The sequence below is a fragment of the Micromonospora sp. NPDC047187 genome (assembly GCF_040643355.1).
GTDB lineage: Bacteria > Actinomycetota > Actinomycetes > Mycobacteriales > Micromonosporaceae > Micromonospora > Micromonospora salmantinae.
This window is the reverse complement of sequence record NZ_JBEYUF010000008.1, coordinates 77,622-92,845: the sequence shown is the minus strand read 5'-3', so window position 1 is coordinate 92,845 and position 15,224 is coordinate 77,622. Positions and strand designations below refer to the sequence as shown.

The following is a 15,224-nucleotide window of genomic DNA, read 5'->3' as shown; positions in this document are numbered from 1 at the left end:
GGTGTAGACAATGGCTATCCGTAAGTACAAGCCGACGACGCCGGGCCGACGTGGCTCGAGTGTCGCTGACTTCGCCGAGATCACCCGGTCCACGCCGGAAAAGTCGCTGCTCGCTCCGTTGCCGAAGAAGGGCGGGCGTAACGCCCACGGCCGGATCACCACGCGGCACCACGGTGGCGGTCACAAGCGTCAGTACCGTCTGATCGACTTCAAGCGGGTCGACAAGGACGGCGTGCCGGCGAAGGTCGCTCACATCGAGTACGACCCGAACCGCACGGCGCGCATCGCGCTGCTGCACTACGCCGACGGCGAGAAGCGGTACATCATCGCGCCGAAGGACATGAAGCAGGGCGACCGCGTCGAGTCCGGCCCGGGCGCCGACATCAAGCCGGGTAACAACCTGCCGCTGCGCAACATCCCGGTCGGTACCACGATCCACAACGTGGAGCTGCGTCCGGGTGGCGGGGCCAAGCTGGCCCGTTCCGCCGGCGTCGGCATCCAGCTGCTCGGCCGCGAGGGCGCGTACGCGACCCTGCGTATGCCGTCCGGCGAGATCCGGCGGGTGGACGTGCGCTGCCGCGCAAGCGTCGGCGAGATCGGCAACGCCGACCAGTCGAACATCAACTGGGGTAAGGCCGGCCGGATGCGGTGGAAGGGCAAGCGCCCGACCGTCCGTGGTGTCGCCATGAACCCGGTCGACCACCCGCACGGTGGTGGTGAGGGTAAGACCTCCGGTGGTCGCCACCCGGTCAACCCGCAGGGTAAGCCCGAGGGCCGCACCCGCCGTAAGGGCCAGCCGAGTGACCGGCTGATCGTCCGCCGCCGCTACGCCACGCGTAAGCGCGGCTGAGGGAGATAAGACATGCCTCGCAGCCTGAAGAAGGGCCCGTTCGTCGACGACCACCTGCTCAAGAAGGTGGAAGTTCAGAACGACAAGGGCTCCAAGAACGTGATCAAGACCTGGTCGCGGCGCTCGACGATCATCCCCGAGATGCTGGGGCACACGATCGCCGTTCATGACGGACGCAAGCACGTCCCGGTGTTCGTGACCGAGGCGATGGTCGGGCACAAGCTCGGCGAGTTCGCGCTGACCCGCACGTTCAAGGGTCACGAGAAGGACGACCGGAAGAGCCGTCGGCGCTGACGCCGCGGGCATACGGATAGAGGGAACAAGGGGTTACAGCGATGCCAGGAAAGGGCGACGCTCCGGTGCTTCCGGGCGCGCGGGCGGTTGCGCGGCACGTGCGCATCTCGCCGATGAAGGCGCGCCGGGTGGTCAACCTCGTCCGCGGCCTGCCCGCGAAGGAGGCGCTCACGGTGCTGCAGTTCGCGCCGCAGGCTGCGAGCGAGCAGGTGTACAAGGTGCTCGCTAGCGCGATCGCCAACGCGGAGAACAACGAGCGGCTGGACCCCGACGCGCTGCTCGTCAGCGAGGCCTTCGTGGACGAGGGCCCGACGATGAAGCGGTTCCAGCCGCGGGCGCAGGGTCGGGCGTACCGAATCCGCAAGCGCACCTGCCACATCACTGTGGCGGTCGAAGCGGTCGCGCCGGCAGCGCCGAGGAAGGCCGCGGCGAAGAAGGCCGCCCCGGCCACGGAGGCCGCACCGGCCGAAGCGCAGAGCAAGACGGAGGACGCCGAGTAATGGGTCAGAAGGTTCACCCCACTGGGTTCCGGCTCGGCATCTCGACCGACTGGAAGTCCCGCTGGTTCGCGGACAAGCTCTACAAGGACTACATCGGCGAGGATGTCAAGATCCGCCGCATGATGTCCAAGGGCCTCGAGCGTGCCGGGATTTCCAAGGTCGACATCGAGCGCACCCGCGACCGGGTCCGGGTCGACATCCACACCGCCCGGCCGGGCATCGTCATCGGCCGTAAGGGTGCGGAGGCCGACCGGATCCGCGGCGAGCTTGAGAAGCTCACCGGCAAGCAGGTTCAGCTGAACATCATCGAGGTGAAGAACCCCGAGTCGGACGCTCAGCTGGTCGCGCAGGGCGTGGCCGAGCAGTTGTCCAGCCGGGTCAGCTTCCGTCGGGCGATGCGCAAGGCCATGCAGTCGGCGATGAAGAACCCGGTCTGCAAGGGCATCCGGGTTCAGGTCTCGGGTCGCCTCGGCGGCGCCGAGATGAGCCGGACCGAGTTCTACCGTGAGGGCCGGGTTCCGCTGCACACGCTGCGGGCCAACATCGAGTACGGCTTCTTCGAGGCCCGTACGACGTTCGGTCGGATCGGTGTGAAGGTCTGGATCTACAAGGGCGACGCCGTCCCGGGCCGGGAAGCTCCGGCCGAGGCCGGTCCGTCCCGCCCGCGTCGTGGTGAGCGCGGCGACCGTCCCGAGCGTCCGCGCCGTGGCCGGTCGGGTTCGTCCGGCACCACGGCTGGTGGCACCGAGGCCGGTCGGGCTGCTGCGACCACCATCGCGCAGCAGGCCGAGACGCCGAGCGGCGAGCCGGTCGACAGCGCAGCTGTCGCCGCCACTGCTGCTCCGGCAGAAACGCAGCAGGAGGGCTGACAGATGCTGATGCCGCGCAAGCCCCCGAAGGGCTTCCGCAAGCCGCACCACCCGGACCGCAGTGGCGCGTCCAAGGGTGGTAACCGGGTGGTGTTCGGCGAGTTCGGGATCCAGGCTCTCGAGCCGGCGTACGTGACGAACCGGCAGATCGAGTCGGCACGTATCGCGATGACTCGCCACATCAAGCGTGGTGGCAAGGTCTGGATCACGATCTTCCCGGACCAGGCCCTCACCAAGAAGCCTGCCGAGACCCGGATGGGTTCCGGTAAGGGTTCGCCGGAGTGGTGGGTTGCCAACGTCAAGCCGGGGCGGGTTCTCTTCGAGATGTCCTTCCCCAACGAGCAGACCGCGCGAGAGGCCATGCGTCGCGCGATCCACAAGCTCCCGATGAAGTGCCGCATTGTTACGCGCGAAGTGGGTGAATCCTGATGGCAGCGGGCGTTAAGGCGACCGAGCTGCGTGAGCTCTCCGAAGAGGAGCTGGTCACGAAGCTGCGGGAGGCCAAGGCGGAGCTGTTCAACCTCCGCGTGCAGGCCGCAACCGGGCAGCTGGACAACAACCGGCGGTTGCAGGTCATCCGTCGGGAGATCGCCCGGATCTACACGATCATGCGTGAGCGCGAGCTGGGGCTCTCGGCCGCGCCGACTGAGGTGACTGCATCATGACCGAAGAGACCGCCACCGCCGCCGCGCGGTCGCGCCGCAAGGTCCGCGAGGGCCTGGTGATCAGCGACAAGATGGACAAGACCGTCGTTGTCGAGGTCGAGGACCGGGTTCGGCACGCGCTGTACGGCAAGATCATGCGCCGTACGGCCAAGCTGAAGGTGCACGACGAGCAGAACGCCGCTGGCACCGGTGACCGGGTTCTCATCATGGAGACCCGGCCGCTGAGCGCCACCAAGCGTTGGCGGATCGTGGAGATCCTGGAAAAGGCCAAGTAGCGAAGGCTCGAGCTCGCCCGGCGTTGCGTCGGGCGTAGGTTCCGCCAGGCTCCGGCCGCTACGGCGGCCGGAGAACCGGCAGACATAGGAGATAGACGTGATTCAGCAGGAGTCGCGACTGCGCGTCGCCGACAACACGGGTGCTCGGGAGATCCTGTGCATCCGGGTTCTCGGCGGCTCGGGTCGGCGCTACGCGAGTATCGGCGACGTCATCGTGGCCACGGTCAAGGACGCGATCCCGGGTGCCGGTGTGAAGAAGGGCGACGTCGTCAAGGCTGTCGTCGTTCGCACGGCCAAGGAGAGGCGGCGTCCGGACGGCTCGTACATCCGCTTCGACGAGAACGCCGCCGTCATCATCAAGGACGGCGGGGACCCGCGTGGAACCCGTATCTTCGGCCCGGTGGGCCGGGAGCTGCGGGACAAGCGGTTCATGAAGATTATTTCCCTCGCGCCGGAGGTGTTGTGACCGTGAAGGTCAAGAAGGGCGACACGGTCGTCGTCATCGCCGGCAAGGACAAGGGTGCCAAGGGCAAGGTCATTCAGGCCTACCCGCGGCAGGACAAGGTCCTGGTCGAGGGCGTGAACCGGGTCAAGAAGCACACCCGCATCAGCACGACCCAGCGTGGCGCCAAGACCGGCGGCATCGTCACTCAGGAGGCCCCGATCCACGTCTCGAACGTGCAGGTCCTGGACTCCGACGGCAAGCCGACCCGCGTCGGTTACCGGATCGACGACAACGGCCAGAAGGTCCGCATCGCGCGTAGCACCGGTAAGGACCTGTGATGACCACGGCTACCGAAAAGACCCTGCCGCGCCTCAAGGAGCGGTACCGCAACGAGATCGTGGCCCAGCTGCGTGAGCAGCGCAGCTACGGCAACCCCATGCAGGTGCCGCGGCTGGTCAAGATCGTCGTCAACATGGGTGTCGGCGAGGCTGCTCGCGACGCCAAGTTGATCGACGGCGCGGTCCGCGACCTCGCCACGATCACCGGCCAGAAGCCGCAGGTGCGGCGGGCGACCAAGTCCATCGCGCAGTTCAAGCTCCGCGAGGGCATGCCGATCGGCGCGAAGGTCACCCTTCGTGGCGACCGGATGTGGGAGTTCATGGACCGGTTGCTCTCCATCGCGCTGCCGCGTATCCGCGACTTCCGCGGTCTGGACGGGCGCAAGCTGGACGGGCACGGCAACTACACGTTCGGTCTGACCGAGCAGTCGGTGTTCCACGAGATCGACCAGGACCGGATCGATCGCCAGCGGGGCATGGACATCACGGTGGTCACGACCGCCACGACCGACGACGAGGGCCGGGCGCTGCTCAAGCTCCTGGGCTTCCCGTTCAAGGAGAACTGAGATGGCCAAGAAGGCGCTGATCATCAAGGCGGCCGCGAAGCCGAAGTTCTCGGTTCGCGCGTACACCCGCTGCCAGCGGTGCGGGCGTCCGAAGGCGGTCTACCGCAAGTTCGGGCTCTGCCGGGTCTGCATCCGGGAGATGGCTCACCGCGGTGAGCTGCCGGGCGTGTCCAAGGCTTCCTGGTAAGGGCGACCGCGTCCCGGCCGTCGGCCGGGAACTCCTGCACCGATTAGGTATTGCTCTTCGCCGTAGGCCCGGGGCTGATGCCCCGGGAACCCCGGCGAGAAAGGCTGACGAAATCCATGACGATGACCGACCCGATCGCAGACATGCTCACGCGTCTGCGTAACGCCAACCAGGCGTACCACGATCAGGTGAAGATGCCCTACTCCAAGATCAAGGCGAACATCGCCGAGGTCCTGAAGGCCGAGGGTTACATCGCCACCTGGTCGGTCGAGGAGCCCGAGGAGGGCGCCGTCGGCAAGCGACTGGTCGTCGAGCTGAAGTACGGCCAGAACCGCGAGCGGAGCCTGGCCGGCATCAAGCGCGTGTCCAAGCCCGGTCTCCGGGTGTACGCCAAGTCGGACGGGCTCCCGCGGGTGCTCGGTGGGCTGGGCGTGGCGATCATTTCGACGTCCCAGGGGCTGCTGACCGACCGGCAGGCCCGCAAGCGGAGTGTTGGCGGGGAAGTCCTCGCCTTCGTCTGGTAACGGGAGACAGGTAGAAATGTCGCGAATTGGACGTAAGTCGATCCCGGTGCCAGCCGGCGTCGACATCACGATCGACGGGCAGACCGTCAAGGTCAAGGGCCCCAAGGGCCAGCTCCAGCACACCCTCGCCGAGCCGATCACGATCGAGCGGGCCGAGGATGGGCAGCTGAGCGTCAACCGGCCGAACGACGAGCGCAAGGCCAAGGAACTCCACGGCCTGAGCCGTACGCTGGTTGCGAACATGATCGTCGGGGTCACCGAGGGCTACCGCAAGAGCCTGGAGATCGCCGGCACCGGTTACCGGGTCACCGCCAAGGGTTCGGATCTCGAGTTCGCGCTCGGGTTCTCGCACCCGGTGGTCGTCCCCGCCCCGGCGGGCATCACCTTCACGGTGGAGCGGCCGACCCTGTTCCACGTGGCTGGCATCGACAAGCAGCAGGTCGGTGAGGTCGCCGCCAACATCCGGAAGATCCGCCCGCCGGAGCCCTACAAGGGCAAGGGCGTCAAGTACCAGGGCGAGGTCATCCGCCGCAAGGCTGGAAAGGCAGGTAAGAAGTGAGCGCCACGCTGCTCAAGCGCCGCCGCGGTGTCGCCGCCAAGCGCGCCGTTGGGCGTGCGCGTCGACACTTCCGCGTCCGCAAGAACGTCAGCGGTACGGCCGAGCGTCCGCGCCTGGTCGTCACCCGCTCGCTGCGGCACATGGTCGCCCAGGTCGTCGACGACACCAAGGGTCACACCCTGGCGTCGGCGTCGACCCTGGACGCCTCGCTGCGCGGTGCGGAGGGCGACAAGAGCGCCCTGGCTGGCAAGGTGGGCGCGCTGCTCGCCGAGCGGGCCAAGGCCGCCGGCGTCTCCAAGGTCGTCTTCGACCGCGGCGGCAACCGGTACGCGGGGCGAGTCGCCGCGCTTGCCGACGCCGCCCGCGAAGCCGGGCTCGAGTTCTAACAACCCCGTCACGAGAGAGAAGGAAGGCTGCTGATGCCAGGTCAACAGCGCCGTGGCGGCGGGTCCGGTGGCAACGAGGGTGGTCGCCGCGACAACCGCCGTGAGGGCGGCCGCGGAAACGCGCCCGTCGAGAAGACCCCGCACCTCGAGCGGGTCGTCGCGATCAACCGCGTCGCCAAGGTCGTGAAGGGTGGTCGTCGCTTCAGCTTCACCGCCCTGGTGATCGTGGGCGACGGCGACGGCACGGTCGGCGTGGGCTACGGAAAGGCCAAGGAGGTGCCCGCGGCCATCGCCAAGGGTGTCGAGGAGGCCAAGAAGCACTTCTTCAAGGTCCCGCGGATCGGCCAGTCGATCCCGCACCCGGTGACGGGTGAGGACGCCGCTGGTGTGGTGCTGCTCAAGCCGGCCTCGGCCGGTACGGGTGTCATCGCCGGTGGGCCGGTGCGTGCCGTGCTGGAGTGTGCCGGGATCCACGACGTGCTCTCCAAGAGCCTCGGTTCGTCGAACCCGATCAACATCGTGCACGCCACCGTGGCGGCCCTGAAGGGGCTTGAGTCCCCCGAGCAGGTCGCGGCGCGTCGTGGTCTGCCGGTGGAGGACGTCGCGCCGGCGGCCATGCTGGCGTCGCGTGCGGGGGTGGCGCACTGATGGCACGCCTGAAGGTCACCCAGCTCCGGTCCGGTATCGGGACCAAGCACAACCAGCGTGAGTCGCTGCGTTCGCTCGGTCTCAAGCGGATCAACGACGTGGTGGTCAAGGAGGACCGGCCCGAGATCCGCGGCATGATCTTCACTGTGAGCCACCTCGTGAAGGTCGAGGAGGTCGAGTAATGACGATCAAGGTGCATCACCTGCGCCCGGCGCCCGGTTCCAAGACCGCGAAGACCCGTGTGGGTCGCGGTGAGGGTTCCAAGGGCAAGACCGCTGGTCGCGGTACCAAGGGTTCCAAGGCCCGCAAGAACATCTCGGCGGCGTTCGAGGGTGGGCAGATGCCCATCCACATGCGCCTGCCGAAGATGAAGGGCTTCAAGAACAAGTTCAAGGTGGTCTTCCAGGTGGTCAACCTGGACCGACTCGCTGAGCTGTTCCCGAATGGTGGTCAGGTCGGCCCGCTGGAGCTCGTCGAGTCCGGCGCGGTCCGCAAGGGTCACCCGGTCAAGGTCCTCGGCACCGGGGACCTCGGCGGTGTGGCGCTCCAGGTGTCCGCGCACGCGTTCAGTGCGTCGGCCAAGGAGAAGATCGCTGCCGCCGGTGGCTCCGTCACCGAGCTGTAAGGCGTACGACCATGGCGCCCGTCCAGTTGAGAGCAACTGGCGGGCGCCATGGTCTACCTGGGACCTGAGCGCCCGGTAACATCGGAATCGATTTATGTAGTCGGGCGCATCTGCCCGGACCGGGGTGAGGCTGTTAGAGTCCCATCCCAGCCATGGATTGCGGGCACTCGCCCGTGATCCACCCCGACCCGCCAGGGATCACCGGCGGCCCGCCTCGCGCAGGAGGAAGAAGTTGCTGTCCGCCTTTCTCAGTGCGTTCCGTACGCCTGACCTGCGCAAGAAGCTGCTGTTCACAGTAGGCATCATCGCGGTCTACCGGCTGGGTGCAACGCTCCCCAGCCCGGGCGTCTCGTACGGCAACGTGCAGAAGTGCCTCGACACCATCCAGGGTGACACCACCGGGGTGGTGAACCTTCTCAACCTCTTCTCCGGCGGAGCGCTGCTGCAGCTCTCGGTCTTCGCGCTGGGCATCATGCCCTACATCACCGCGTCGATCATCCTGCAGCTGCTGACCGTCGTGATCCCCCGCCTGGAGCAGCTCCGCAAGGAGGGCCAGGCCGGTCAGGCGAAGATCACCCAGTACACCCGCTACCTGACTCTCGGTCTCGGTGTGCTGCAGGCCTCGGCGTTCGTGGCGCTGGCCCGCTCGGGCCAGCTGTTCCAGAACCGCTGCGACCAGTTCCCGATCATCCCCACCGGCACCGGCATCCCGGACTGGCTGACCCTGACCATCCTGGTGATGACGATGACCGCCGGCACCGGCATGGTCATGTGGCTCGGTGAGCTGATCACCGACCGCGGCGTCGGCAACGGCATGTCCGTCCTGATCTTCACCTCGATCGCGGCGCGGCTGCCCAGCGAGGGCTGGCAGATCAAGACCAGCAAGGGCTGGGACATGTTCGCCCTGGTCATCGCGCTGGTCCTGGTGGTCATCACCGCTGTCACCTTCATCGAGCAGGCGCAGCGCCGGATCCCGGTGCAGTACGCCAAGCGGATGATCGGCCGGCGGATGTACGGCGGCACCTCGACCTACATCCCGCTCAAGGTCAACCAGGCGGGTGTGATCCCGGTCATCTTCGGCTCGTCGCTGCTCTACCTGCCGCAGTTGGCGCTGCAGTTCTTCGACCAGACCGACCCGGGCAAGACCCAGTCGTGGATCCAGAACAACCTGGTCAACCCGAGCAGCCCGATCTACATCTCGGTCTACTTCCTGATGATCATCTTCTTCACGTACTTCTACGTCTCGATCACGTTCAATCCGACCGAGGTCGCGGACAACATGAAGAAGTACGGCGGGTTCGTGCCGGGCATCCGCCCGGGCAAGCCGACCGCCGACTACCTGGACTTCATCCTCAGCCGGATCACCCTGCCGGGCGCGCTCTACCTCGGCGTCATCTCGATCCTGCCGAACTTCTTCTTCATCTGGCTGGACAACCAGCAGTACCAGAACTTCCCGTTCGGCGGCACCGCTGTGCTCATCATGGTCGGCGTCGGTCTGGAGACCGTGAAGCAGATCGAGAGCCAACTCATGCAGCGGAACTACGAAGGGTTCCTGCGGTAGATGAGACTCGTTCTGGTTGGCCCGCCGGGCGCGGGCAAGGGCACGCAGGCCGAGTTCATCGCCGCGCACCTCTCGGTGCCGAAGATTTCGACCGGAGACATCTTCCGGTCGAACGTCACCCAGGGCACGCCGCTCGGTGTCGAGGCGAAGCGGTACATGGATGCGGGCGAGCTGGTTCCGGACGAGGTCACCATCAACATGGTCCGGGACCGGCTGGCCGAGCCCGACGCCAGCGAGGGTTTCCTGCTCGACGGCTTCCCGCGGACGACTCCGCAGGCGGCCGCTCTGGACAAGCTCCTGGCCGATCTGGGCACCGCCCTGGATCTGGTCCTGGAGCTGGTCGTCGACGACGACGAGGTGATCCGGCGGCTCTCCGGCAGGCGTACGTGCCGGGGCTGCGGCAAGATCTGGCACGTCGAGTTCGACGCCACCACCCGGCCCGGCATCTGTGACCGGTGCGGCGCCGAGCTGTTCCAGCGCGACGACGACAAGCCGGAGACGATCGCCACGCGGCTCCGCGAATACAGCGAGAAGACCGCACCCCTGGTCGACTACTACGGCGCTCAGGGCAAGCTGGTCGGGATCGACGCCACCGGGCCGGTGGAGGACGTCACCACCCGGGCCATCGACGCGTTGCGGTCGTACGGCGGCTGAGGTCCGGCCGGGCCACGGCGGATAGAGTGCGAACAGCGGGGTACGCGTTATGTGCCCCGCTGTTCGGCAACGAAAGGTAACCGCTCCATGCGTCGTCCCCAGCTGGACATCCAGCTGAAGACCCCTGACCAGATCGAGAAGATGCGGGCCGCCGGGCTGGTGGTGGCCGAGGCGCTGCGTCGGATGCGGGAGGCTGTCGCCCCCGGTGTGAGCACCGCCGATCTGGACGCCATCGCCGAGGCGACCATCCGCGAGGCGGGCGGCGTGCCGTCGTTCAAGGGCTACCACGGTTTCCCGGCGTCGATCTGCTCCTCGGTCAACGAGCAGATCGTGCACGCCATCCCGTCGCCCGAGCAGGTGCTCCGGGCCGGTGACCTGATCTCCATCGACTGCGGCGCGGTGCTGGACGGGTGGCACGGCGACTCCGCGATCACGGTCGGGGTCGGTGACGTCGACCCGGCGCTGCTGAAGATGGCCGAGGTCGCCGAGGACGCGATGTGGGCCGGCATCGCCGCCGCCGCGCGTGGCGCGGCCAGCGGCAGGGGCCGCCTCACCGACATCTCGCACGCGGTGGAGACCGCTGTCCGCAAGGGCGGCCGGTACGGCATCGTCGACGGCTACGGCGGGCACGGCATCGGCACCGAGATGCACCAGGACCCCCACGTGCTCAACCACGGTCGGCCGGGCAAGGGTCCGCGACTGGTCCCCGGGATGGCCTTGGCCATCGAGCCGATGATCACCATGGCGTCCCCGCGTACCGCCGAGTTGGCCGACGGGTGGACGGTCGTCACCCGGGACGGCTCGGTGGCCGCGCACGTCGAGCACTCGATGGCGCTGCTGCCGGACGGCGTCTGGGTGCTCACCGCGTTCGACGGTGGCCGGGCCCGCCTGGGCGACCTGGTAACGGCACGCCAACCCGCGGCCACCAAAACCCCCTGACCCCGCTGATCATGAAGTTGTTGCCCTGACACGCCGGTGAGGCGGGCAACAACTTCATGATCGACCGATGTTCGGGGTCGGGCGGGAGTGGCGCGACGGTGGCATGCTTGCCGGCATGGACGGGCGCGACGGGATGCGAGCCGCGGACTCGGACCGTACGGCGGTGGCCGACCGGTTGCGGGTCGCCCTCGACGAGGGCCGACTGGATCTGCACGAGTACGACGAGCGGTTGCAGCGCGCCTACGCGGCACGCACGTACGCCGACCTTGAGGCGCTGCTCACCGACCTGCCGCCGGTGACGCCGGCGCAGCGGTCGGGCCTGGCGCCGGTTGCCGGGCCGACGGTGAGCCTGCCGGGCGACCAGCTCGATCCGGCCTTCAGCAGGGGCGTCACCGCCCGTTGGCTGGCTGAGGTGTGGTCCCCGTACCTGTGGGTGATCCCCATCGTGGTGACCATCTGGGCGGTGACGTCGGTGCTCAGCCAGGACCTGCTCTACTTCTGGCCGGCCTGGGTGGCGGGGCCGTGGGGTGCGGTGCTGGTGGTCCGCACTGCCAGCGGGCTGGCCACCAAGGAGCCCCAACGCCAGGCCGTCAAGCGCCAACGCCGCCGAGACCGCAAGCAGGCAGAGCGCGCCCTCAAACCGGACGACGACGCACCAACCTCCTGAACCCCACCACCTCCCCGGGCCTACCCCCCACCCCGCCTGTTGATCATGAAGTTGTCGCCACCGTCCCCGGCGTGTTCTGACAACAACTTCATGATCAACGGCGCTGGAGATGAGGCCGTTCGGGGCGACGCGCGGGTTGGTGGGTGGTCGGTTTGGCGGGGGAGTGCAGGCCGGCGTACACTTTCAGATCGGCGCACAGCGTCCACTCCGGCATGCCCACCCTGCGCTTCGGTGGGAGCTGGAGCCGCGGCTGGCGCGGGCTTCTGATTCTGATCAGATTTCCGTGTAAGACGTTGTGGGCCGCCCGGAGCAATCGACGTCAGGACAGCGGAGGACATGCCGAAAAAAGACGGAGCCATTGAGATCGAGGGTCGGGTCATCGAGCCCCTGCCGAACGCCATGTTCCGGGTGGAGCTCGCGAACGGCCACAAGGTGTTGGCTCACATCAGCGGCAAGATGCGGCAGCACTACATCCGCATCCTTCCGGAGGACCGGGTCGTCGTCGAACTTTCGCCGTACGACCTGACCCGCGGGCGCATCGTCTACCGCTACAAGTAGTCCTGACGACGGCCGGGAAGTCCCGTGTCCGTCTTCGACGTCCGATGTCGCGTAGAGCGCGTCCCCGGGCCAGATGGGAAGTAAGGCAACCGTGAAGGTCAAGCCGAGCGTCAAGAGGATCTGCCAGAAGTGCCGGGTTATCCGCCGGCACGGCCGGGTCATGGTCATCTGCAGCGACCCGCGCCACAAGCAGCGCCAGGGCTGACTCAGCCCGTCCGGCCGGAGCACGGCCGGGTGGCGTTGGTCCAGGTGGATCCCCAGCGACACACACATCACACATGCTCGTCCCAGCCGCGAGCGGTACGCCAGACGTACCTCTGCGTGGTTGACCCCCGGTCGGAGGCCGGGGCCCGCTCGGGCAGCGACCGATCCCGGTCGCCGGCGCTCACTGCGTCGGAAGGACGGGACGGCCGGTAGCGGGGTGGGACGGGTCCACACCTCCGCCACACATCACGAGGAGTACGCCCGCACATGGCACGTCTAGTCGGCGTGGATCTCCCCCGCGAAAAGCGGTTGGAGATCGCGCTCACCTACATCTTCGGGGTCGGTCGCACCCGTGCCCTGGAGACACTCGCCGCCACCGGCATCTCGCCGGACAAGCGCGCTCGGGACCTCACGGACGAGGAGCTCGTGCAGCTCCGCGACCACATCGAGGGCAACTACAAGGTTGAAGGCGACCTGCGCCGCGAGGTCGCCGCTGACATCCGCCGCAAGGTTGAGATCGGCTGCTACGCCGGCATCCGGCACCGCCGGGGCCTGCCCGTGCGTGGCCAGCGGACCAAGACCAACGCCCGGACCCGCAAGGGCCCGAAGCGGACCGTCGCCGGCAAGAAGAAGCCCGGCAAGAAGTAGTTCTTGACCGGATGACGGGGTCGGCCGCCGCCGAGGTGGGTCAGGCCGCAACCCAATCCGGAAAGTCAACTAGGAGCGCACAGACTTATGCCACCGAAGGCTCGTGCCGGAGCCGCTGTAAAGAAGGTCCGGCGCAAGGAACGCAAGAACGTCGCCCACGGGCAGGCGCACATCAAGAGCACGTTCAACAACACCATCGTGTCCATCACGGACCCGACCGGTGCGGTCATCTCCTGGGCCTCCGCTGGCCAGGTCGGCTTCAAGGGCTCCCGCAAGTCGACTCCGTTCGCTGCGCAGCTGGCCGCCGAGGCTGCCGCGCGTCGCGCCATGGAGCACGGCATGCGCAAGGTCGACGTGTTCGTCAAGGGCCCCGGCTCCGGCCGGGAAACCGCCATCCGTTCGCTGCAGGCCGTGGGCCTCGAGGTCGGGCAGATCGCCGACGTCACCCCGCAGCCGCACAACGGATGTCGTCCGCCGAAGCGTCGCCGGGTCTGAGAGGTAGAGAGAGATGGCTCGTTACACCGGTGCAGACTGCCGCCGTTGCCGGCGGGAGAAGATGAAGCTGTTCCTCAAGGGCAGCAAGTGCGATGGTCCGAAGTGCCCGTTCGAGTCCCGGCCGTTCCCGCCCGGGCAGCACGGCCGCGGCCGCACCAAGGAGACGGAGTACCTGCTCCAGCTCCGCGAGAAGCAGAAGGCCCGCCGGGTTTACGGCGTGCTGGAGAAGCAGTTCCGCGGTTACTACGAGGAAGCCGTTGGCAAGCAGGCCAAGACCGGTGAGGTCCTCCTGCAGATCCTCGAGTCGCGGCTGGACAACGTCGTTTACCGGGCCGGCTACGCCCACTCGCGGGACATGGCCCGCCAGCTGGTCAAGCACGGTCACTTCACGGTGAACGGCAAGAAGGTCGACATCCCGTCGTACCGCGTCAAGGAGCACGACATCATCGAGGTTCGGGGCAAGAGCAAGGAGCTCACCCCGTTCATCGTCGCGCAGGCTCAGGCCGGCTCGAAGACGGTTCCGGCGTGGCTTGAGGCCATCCCGAGCCAGATGAAGGTGCTCGTGCACTCCCTCCCGGCCCGGCAGGTCATCGACACGCAGGTCCAGGAGCAGTTGATCGTCGAGCTCTACTCCAAGTAGTCCGAGCTCGTTCGGTGGCCCGCCCTTCGGGGCGGGCCACCGCAACAGGTTGTGTCGTGGGCGTCAAATAGCGGGCGCCCCGGAAGAGAAGAGAAAAGATGCTCATCAGCCAGCGACCCTCCCTCTCCGAGGAGTCGATCAACGAGACCCGGTCCCGGTTCGCCATCGAGCCGCTGGAGCCGGGCTTCGGCTACACCCTGGGTAACTCGCTGCGGCGTACGCTGCTGTCGTCGATCCCGGGCGCGGCCGTCACCTCGATCAAGATCGACGGTGTGCTGCACGAGTTCACCACGATCCCCGGTGTCAAGGAGGACGTGGTCGAGCTCGTCATGAACATCAAGGAGCTGTGCGTCAGCTCCGAGCACGACGAGCCGGTCAGCATGTACCTGCGCAAGCAGGGCCCGGGCGACGTGACCGCGGGCGACATCCAGCCCCCGGCCGGCGTCTCGGTGCACAACCCGGATCTCAAGCTCGCCACCCTGAACGGCAAGGGCCGGCTCGACATGGAGCTGACCGTCGAGCGGGGCCGGGGCTACGTGACGGCGGCGCAGAACAAGCAGTCCGGCGCCGAGATCGGCCGGATCCCGGTCGACTCGATCTACTCGCCGGTGCTGAAGGTGACCTACCGCGTCGAGGCGACCCGTGTCGAGCAGCGCACCGACTTCGACCGGCTGATCATCGACGTCGAGACCAAGCCGTCGATGGGTCCGCGTACCGCGCTGGCCTCCGCCGGTTCGACGCTGGTGGAGCTGTTCGGGCTCGCCCGGGAGCTGGACGAGACCGCCGAGGGCATCGACATCGGGCCGTCCCCGCAGGACGCCCAGCTGGCGGCGGACCTCGCTCTGCCGATCGAGGAGCTGGACCTCACCGTCCGCTCCTACAACTGCCTCAAGCGCGAGGGCATCAACTCCGTTGGTGAGCTCATCGGGCGTACCGAGGCCGACCTCCTCGACATTCGCAACTTCGGTCAGAAGTCGATCGACGAGGTCAAGATGAAGCTCGCCGGGATGGGTCTCGGGCTGAAGGACTCGGCTCCGAACTTCGACCCGGCGCACGTCGTGGACACCTTCGGCGAGGCCGACTACGACACCGACGACTACCGCGAGACCGAGCAGCTCTAGTCCGCG

The 15,224-nt window shown here is 67.5% G+C and carries 27 protein-coding genes; all 27 read left to right on the top strand.

All coding sequences use genetic code 11. The features are described 5' to 3' along the window. Positions 1 to 10 precede the first annotated feature (10 nt). The 27 genes from rplB to ABZ794_RS15840 all read left to right on the top strand — a co-directional run bounded on the left by rplB (position 11) and on the right by ABZ794_RS15840 (position 15,218). Positions 11 to 850 (top strand): 50S ribosomal protein L2, encoded by an 840-nt coding sequence (rplB, locus tag ABZ794_RS15970; protein ID WP_088950237.1) that lies wholly within the window; start codon positions 11 to 13, stop codon positions 848 to 850. Between the two features lie 12 nt (positions 851 to 862). Continuing rightward, positions 863 to 1,144 (top strand): 30S ribosomal protein S19, encoded by a 282-nt coding sequence (gene rpsS, locus ABZ794_RS15965; protein ID WP_007465299.1) that lies wholly within the window; start codon positions 863 to 865, stop codon positions 1,142 to 1,144. Between the two features lie 41 nt (positions 1,145 to 1,185). Beyond that, the gene (gene rplV / locus ABZ794_RS15960) at positions 1,186 to 1,644 is read left to right on the top strand and encodes a 50S ribosomal protein L22 (RefSeq protein WP_007465297.1); all 459 of its coding nucleotides are present in this window, start codon (positions 1,186 to 1,188) and stop codon (positions 1,642 to 1,644) included. Continuing rightward, the gene (gene rpsC / locus ABZ794_RS15955) at positions 1,644 to 2,513 is read left to right on the top strand and encodes a 30S ribosomal protein S3 (protein ID WP_091402401.1); all 870 of its coding nucleotides are present in this window, start codon (positions 1,644 to 1,646) and stop codon (positions 2,511 to 2,513) included. Before rplV ends, rpsC begins: the two co-directional genes overlap by 1 nt. A gap of 3 nt (positions 2,514 to 2,516) precedes the next feature. After that, a complete protein-coding gene (gene rplP / locus ABZ794_RS15950) occupies positions 2,517 to 2,942 on the top strand; it encodes a 50S ribosomal protein L16 (RefSeq protein ID WP_053653940.1) in 426 nt (141 codons plus the stop codon). Next, positions 2,942 to 3,178 carry a 50S ribosomal protein L29 gene (gene rpmC, locus ABZ794_RS15945; RefSeq protein WP_007465283.1) on the top strand — a complete coding sequence of 79 codons (237 nt, stop codon included), beginning with the start codon at positions 2,942 to 2,944 and terminating at the stop codon, positions 3,176 to 3,178. Before rplP ends, rpmC begins: the two co-directional genes overlap by 1 nt. Beyond that, entirely contained in the window at positions 3,175 to 3,453 is a 279-nt protein-coding gene (gene rpsQ / locus ABZ794_RS15940) for a 30S ribosomal protein S17 (protein WP_030489590.1), read from the top strand. Before rpmC ends, rpsQ begins: the two co-directional genes overlap by 4 nt. A gap of 97 nt (positions 3,454 to 3,550) precedes the next feature. Beyond that, positions 3,551 to 3,919 (top strand): 50S ribosomal protein L14, encoded by a 369-nt coding sequence (gene rplN, locus ABZ794_RS15935; RefSeq protein WP_007465279.1) that lies wholly within the window; start codon positions 3,551 to 3,553, stop codon positions 3,917 to 3,919. Further along, the gene (gene rplX, locus ABZ794_RS15930) at positions 3,916 to 4,236 is read left to right on the top strand and encodes a 50S ribosomal protein L24 (protein WP_172899047.1); all 321 of its coding nucleotides are present in this window, start codon (positions 3,916 to 3,918) and stop codon (positions 4,234 to 4,236) included. Before rplN ends, rplX begins: the two co-directional genes overlap by 4 nt. After that, the gene (gene rplE, locus ABZ794_RS15925) at positions 4,236 to 4,802 is read left to right on the top strand and encodes a 50S ribosomal protein L5 (RefSeq protein WP_091402385.1); all 567 of its coding nucleotides are present in this window, start codon (positions 4,236 to 4,238) and stop codon (positions 4,800 to 4,802) included. The genes rplX and rplE overlap by 1 nt, the downstream gene beginning before the upstream one ends. 1 nt (position 4,803) lies before the next feature. Further along, a complete protein-coding gene (locus ABZ794_RS15920) occupies positions 4,804 to 4,989 on the top strand; it encodes a type Z 30S ribosomal protein S14 (protein ID WP_007465272.1) in 186 nt (61 codons plus the stop codon). A 116-nt stretch (positions 4,990 to 5,105) separates the two neighbouring features. Beyond that, positions 5,106 to 5,513 carry a 30S ribosomal protein S8 gene (gene rpsH / locus ABZ794_RS15915; RefSeq protein WP_007465270.1) on the top strand — a complete coding sequence of 136 codons (408 nt, stop codon included), beginning with the start codon at positions 5,106 to 5,108 and terminating at the stop codon, positions 5,511 to 5,513. A 16-nt stretch (positions 5,514 to 5,529) separates the two neighbouring features. Next, the gene (gene rplF, locus ABZ794_RS15910) at positions 5,530 to 6,072 is read left to right on the top strand and encodes a 50S ribosomal protein L6 (protein WP_124860508.1); all 543 of its coding nucleotides are present in this window, start codon (positions 5,530 to 5,532) and stop codon (positions 6,070 to 6,072) included. Between the two features lie 8 nt (positions 6,073 to 6,080). Further along, a complete protein-coding gene (rplR, locus tag ABZ794_RS15905) occupies positions 6,081 to 6,458 on the top strand; it encodes a 50S ribosomal protein L18 (protein WP_181518401.1) in 378 nt (125 codons plus the stop codon). 33 nt (positions 6,459 to 6,491) lie between these two features. Next, the gene (gene rpsE / locus ABZ794_RS15900) at positions 6,492 to 7,106 is read left to right on the top strand and encodes a 30S ribosomal protein S5 (protein WP_074314587.1); all 615 of its coding nucleotides are present in this window, start codon (positions 6,492 to 6,494) and stop codon (positions 7,104 to 7,106) included. After that, a complete protein-coding gene (gene rpmD, locus ABZ794_RS15895; RefSeq protein WP_007465262.1) occupies positions 7,106 to 7,288 on the top strand; it encodes a 50S ribosomal protein L30 in 183 nt (60 codons plus the stop codon). Before rpsE ends, rpmD begins: the two co-directional genes overlap by 1 nt. Then, positions 7,288 to 7,731, top strand: a complete 444-nt coding sequence (rplO, locus tag ABZ794_RS15890) for a 50S ribosomal protein L15 (RefSeq protein WP_030329906.1) — start codon at positions 7,288 to 7,290, stop codon at positions 7,729 to 7,731. The genes rpmD and rplO overlap by 1 nt, the downstream gene beginning before the upstream one ends. 232 nt (positions 7,732 to 7,963) lie before the next feature. After that, the gene (secY, locus tag ABZ794_RS15885; RefSeq protein ID WP_210784127.1) at positions 7,964 to 9,292 is read left to right on the top strand and encodes a preprotein translocase subunit SecY; all 1,329 of its coding nucleotides are present in this window, start codon (positions 7,964 to 7,966) and stop codon (positions 9,290 to 9,292) included. Beyond that, the gene (locus ABZ794_RS15880) at positions 9,293 to 9,946 is read left to right on the top strand and encodes an adenylate kinase (RefSeq protein ID WP_088950228.1); all 654 of its coding nucleotides are present in this window, start codon (positions 9,293 to 9,295) and stop codon (positions 9,944 to 9,946) included. A gap of 87 nt (positions 9,947 to 10,033) precedes the next feature. Then, the gene (map, locus tag ABZ794_RS15875) at positions 10,034 to 10,885 is read left to right on the top strand and encodes a type I methionyl aminopeptidase (RefSeq protein ID WP_210784128.1); all 852 of its coding nucleotides are present in this window, start codon (positions 10,034 to 10,036) and stop codon (positions 10,883 to 10,885) included. Between the two features lie 115 nt (positions 10,886 to 11,000). After that, positions 11,001 to 11,552: a DUF1707 domain-containing protein gene (locus ABZ794_RS15870; RefSeq protein ID WP_210784146.1), complete on the top strand. Its 552-nt coding sequence runs from the start codon at positions 11,001 to 11,003 to the stop codon at positions 11,550 to 11,552. A 336-nt stretch (positions 11,553 to 11,888) separates the two neighbouring features. After that, a complete protein-coding gene (infA, locus tag ABZ794_RS15865; protein WP_007073013.1) occupies positions 11,889 to 12,110 on the top strand; it encodes a translation initiation factor IF-1 in 222 nt (73 codons plus the stop codon). 91 nt (positions 12,111 to 12,201) lie between these two features. Further along, positions 12,202 to 12,315, top strand: coding sequence for a 50S ribosomal protein L36 (gene rpmJ, locus ABZ794_RS15860; protein ID WP_088952025.1), 114 nt, complete (start codon positions 12,202 to 12,204; stop codon positions 12,313 to 12,315). Positions 12,316 to 12,581: 266 nt separating this feature from the next. Beyond that, a complete protein-coding gene (gene rpsM, locus ABZ794_RS15855; RefSeq protein ID WP_030329917.1) occupies positions 12,582 to 12,962 on the top strand; it encodes a 30S ribosomal protein S13 in 381 nt (126 codons plus the stop codon). Between the two features lie 87 nt (positions 12,963 to 13,049). After that, positions 13,050 to 13,457 carry a 30S ribosomal protein S11 gene (gene rpsK, locus ABZ794_RS15850; RefSeq protein ID WP_030329919.1) on the top strand — a complete coding sequence of 136 codons (408 nt, stop codon included), beginning with the start codon at positions 13,050 to 13,052 and terminating at the stop codon, positions 13,455 to 13,457. A gap of 13 nt (positions 13,458 to 13,470) precedes the next feature. Further along, on the top strand, positions 13,471 to 14,097 hold the full coding sequence (rpsD, locus tag ABZ794_RS15845) for a 30S ribosomal protein S4 (protein WP_030489600.1): 627 nt from the start codon (positions 13,471 to 13,473) through the stop codon (positions 14,095 to 14,097). A 98-nt stretch (positions 14,098 to 14,195) separates the two neighbouring features. Next, on the top strand, positions 14,196 to 15,218 hold the full coding sequence (locus ABZ794_RS15840) for a DNA-directed RNA polymerase subunit alpha (protein WP_007465227.1): 1,023 nt from the start codon (positions 14,196 to 14,198) through the stop codon (positions 15,216 to 15,218). The last annotated feature ends 6 nt before the right edge of the window (positions 15,219 to 15,224 follow it).

Bases quoted from the DNA above. Each gene is read 5' to 3' on its own strand.
- ABZ794_RS15920 (WP_007465272.1), top strand. From the start codon at position 4,804: ATGGCCAAGAAGGCGCTGATCATCAAGGCGGCCGCGAAGCCGAAGTTC.
- rpsM (WP_030329917.1), top strand. From the start codon at position 12,582: ATGGCACGTCTAGTCGGCGTGGATCTCCCCCGCGAAAAGCGGTTGGAG.
- map (WP_210784128.1), top strand. From the start codon at position 10,034: ATGCGTCGTCCCCAGCTGGACATCCAGCTGAAGACCCCTGACCAGATC.
- rpsE (WP_074314587.1), top strand. From the start codon at position 6,492: ATGCCAGGTCAACAGCGCCGTGGCGGCGGGTCCGGTGGCAACGAGGGT.
- rplE (WP_091402385.1), top strand. From the start codon at position 4,236: ATGACCACGGCTACCGAAAAGACCCTGCCGCGCCTCAAGGAGCGGTAC.
- rplB (WP_088950237.1), top strand. From the start codon at position 11: ATGGCTATCCGTAAGTACAAGCCGACGACGCCGGGCCGACGTGGCTCG.
- rpmD (WP_007465262.1), top strand. From the start codon at position 7,106: ATGGCACGCCTGAAGGTCACCCAGCTCCGGTCCGGTATCGGGACCAAG.
- rpmC (WP_007465283.1), top strand. From the start codon at position 2,942: ATGGCAGCGGGCGTTAAGGCGACCGAGCTGCGTGAGCTCTCCGAAGAG.
- rplF (WP_124860508.1), top strand. From the start codon at position 5,530: ATGTCGCGAATTGGACGTAAGTCGATCCCGGTGCCAGCCGGCGTCGAC.
- ABZ794_RS15870 (WP_210784146.1), top strand. From the start codon at position 11,001: ATGGACGGGCGCGACGGGATGCGAGCCGCGGACTCGGACCGTACGGCG.
- rpsC (WP_091402401.1), top strand. From the start codon at position 1,644: ATGGGTCAGAAGGTTCACCCCACTGGGTTCCGGCTCGGCATCTCGACC.
- rpsQ (WP_030489590.1), top strand. From the start codon at position 3,175: ATGACCGAAGAGACCGCCACCGCCGCCGCGCGGTCGCGCCGCAAGGTC.
- rplO (WP_030329906.1), top strand. From the start codon at position 7,288: ATGACGATCAAGGTGCATCACCTGCGCCCGGCGCCCGGTTCCAAGACC.
- rpsS (WP_007465299.1), top strand. From the start codon at position 863: ATGCCTCGCAGCCTGAAGAAGGGCCCGTTCGTCGACGACCACCTGCTC.
- ABZ794_RS15880 (WP_088950228.1), top strand. From the start codon at position 9,293: ATGAGACTCGTTCTGGTTGGCCCGCCGGGCGCGGGCAAGGGCACGCAG.
- rpsK (WP_030329919.1), top strand. From the start codon at position 13,050: ATGCCACCGAAGGCTCGTGCCGGAGCCGCTGTAAAGAAGGTCCGGCGC.
- rplV (WP_007465297.1), top strand. From the start codon at position 1,186: ATGCCAGGAAAGGGCGACGCTCCGGTGCTTCCGGGCGCGCGGGCGGTT.
- rpsH (WP_007465270.1), top strand. From the start codon at position 5,106: ATGACGATGACCGACCCGATCGCAGACATGCTCACGCGTCTGCGTAAC.
- ABZ794_RS15840 (WP_007465227.1), top strand. From the start codon at position 14,196: ATGCTCATCAGCCAGCGACCCTCCCTCTCCGAGGAGTCGATCAACGAG.
- rpsD (WP_030489600.1), top strand. From the start codon at position 13,471: ATGGCTCGTTACACCGGTGCAGACTGCCGCCGTTGCCGGCGGGAGAAG.
- rplP (WP_053653940.1), top strand. From the start codon at position 2,517: ATGCTGATGCCGCGCAAGCCCCCGAAGGGCTTCCGCAAGCCGCACCAC.
- infA (WP_007073013.1), top strand. From the start codon at position 11,889: ATGCCGAAAAAAGACGGAGCCATTGAGATCGAGGGTCGGGTCATCGAG.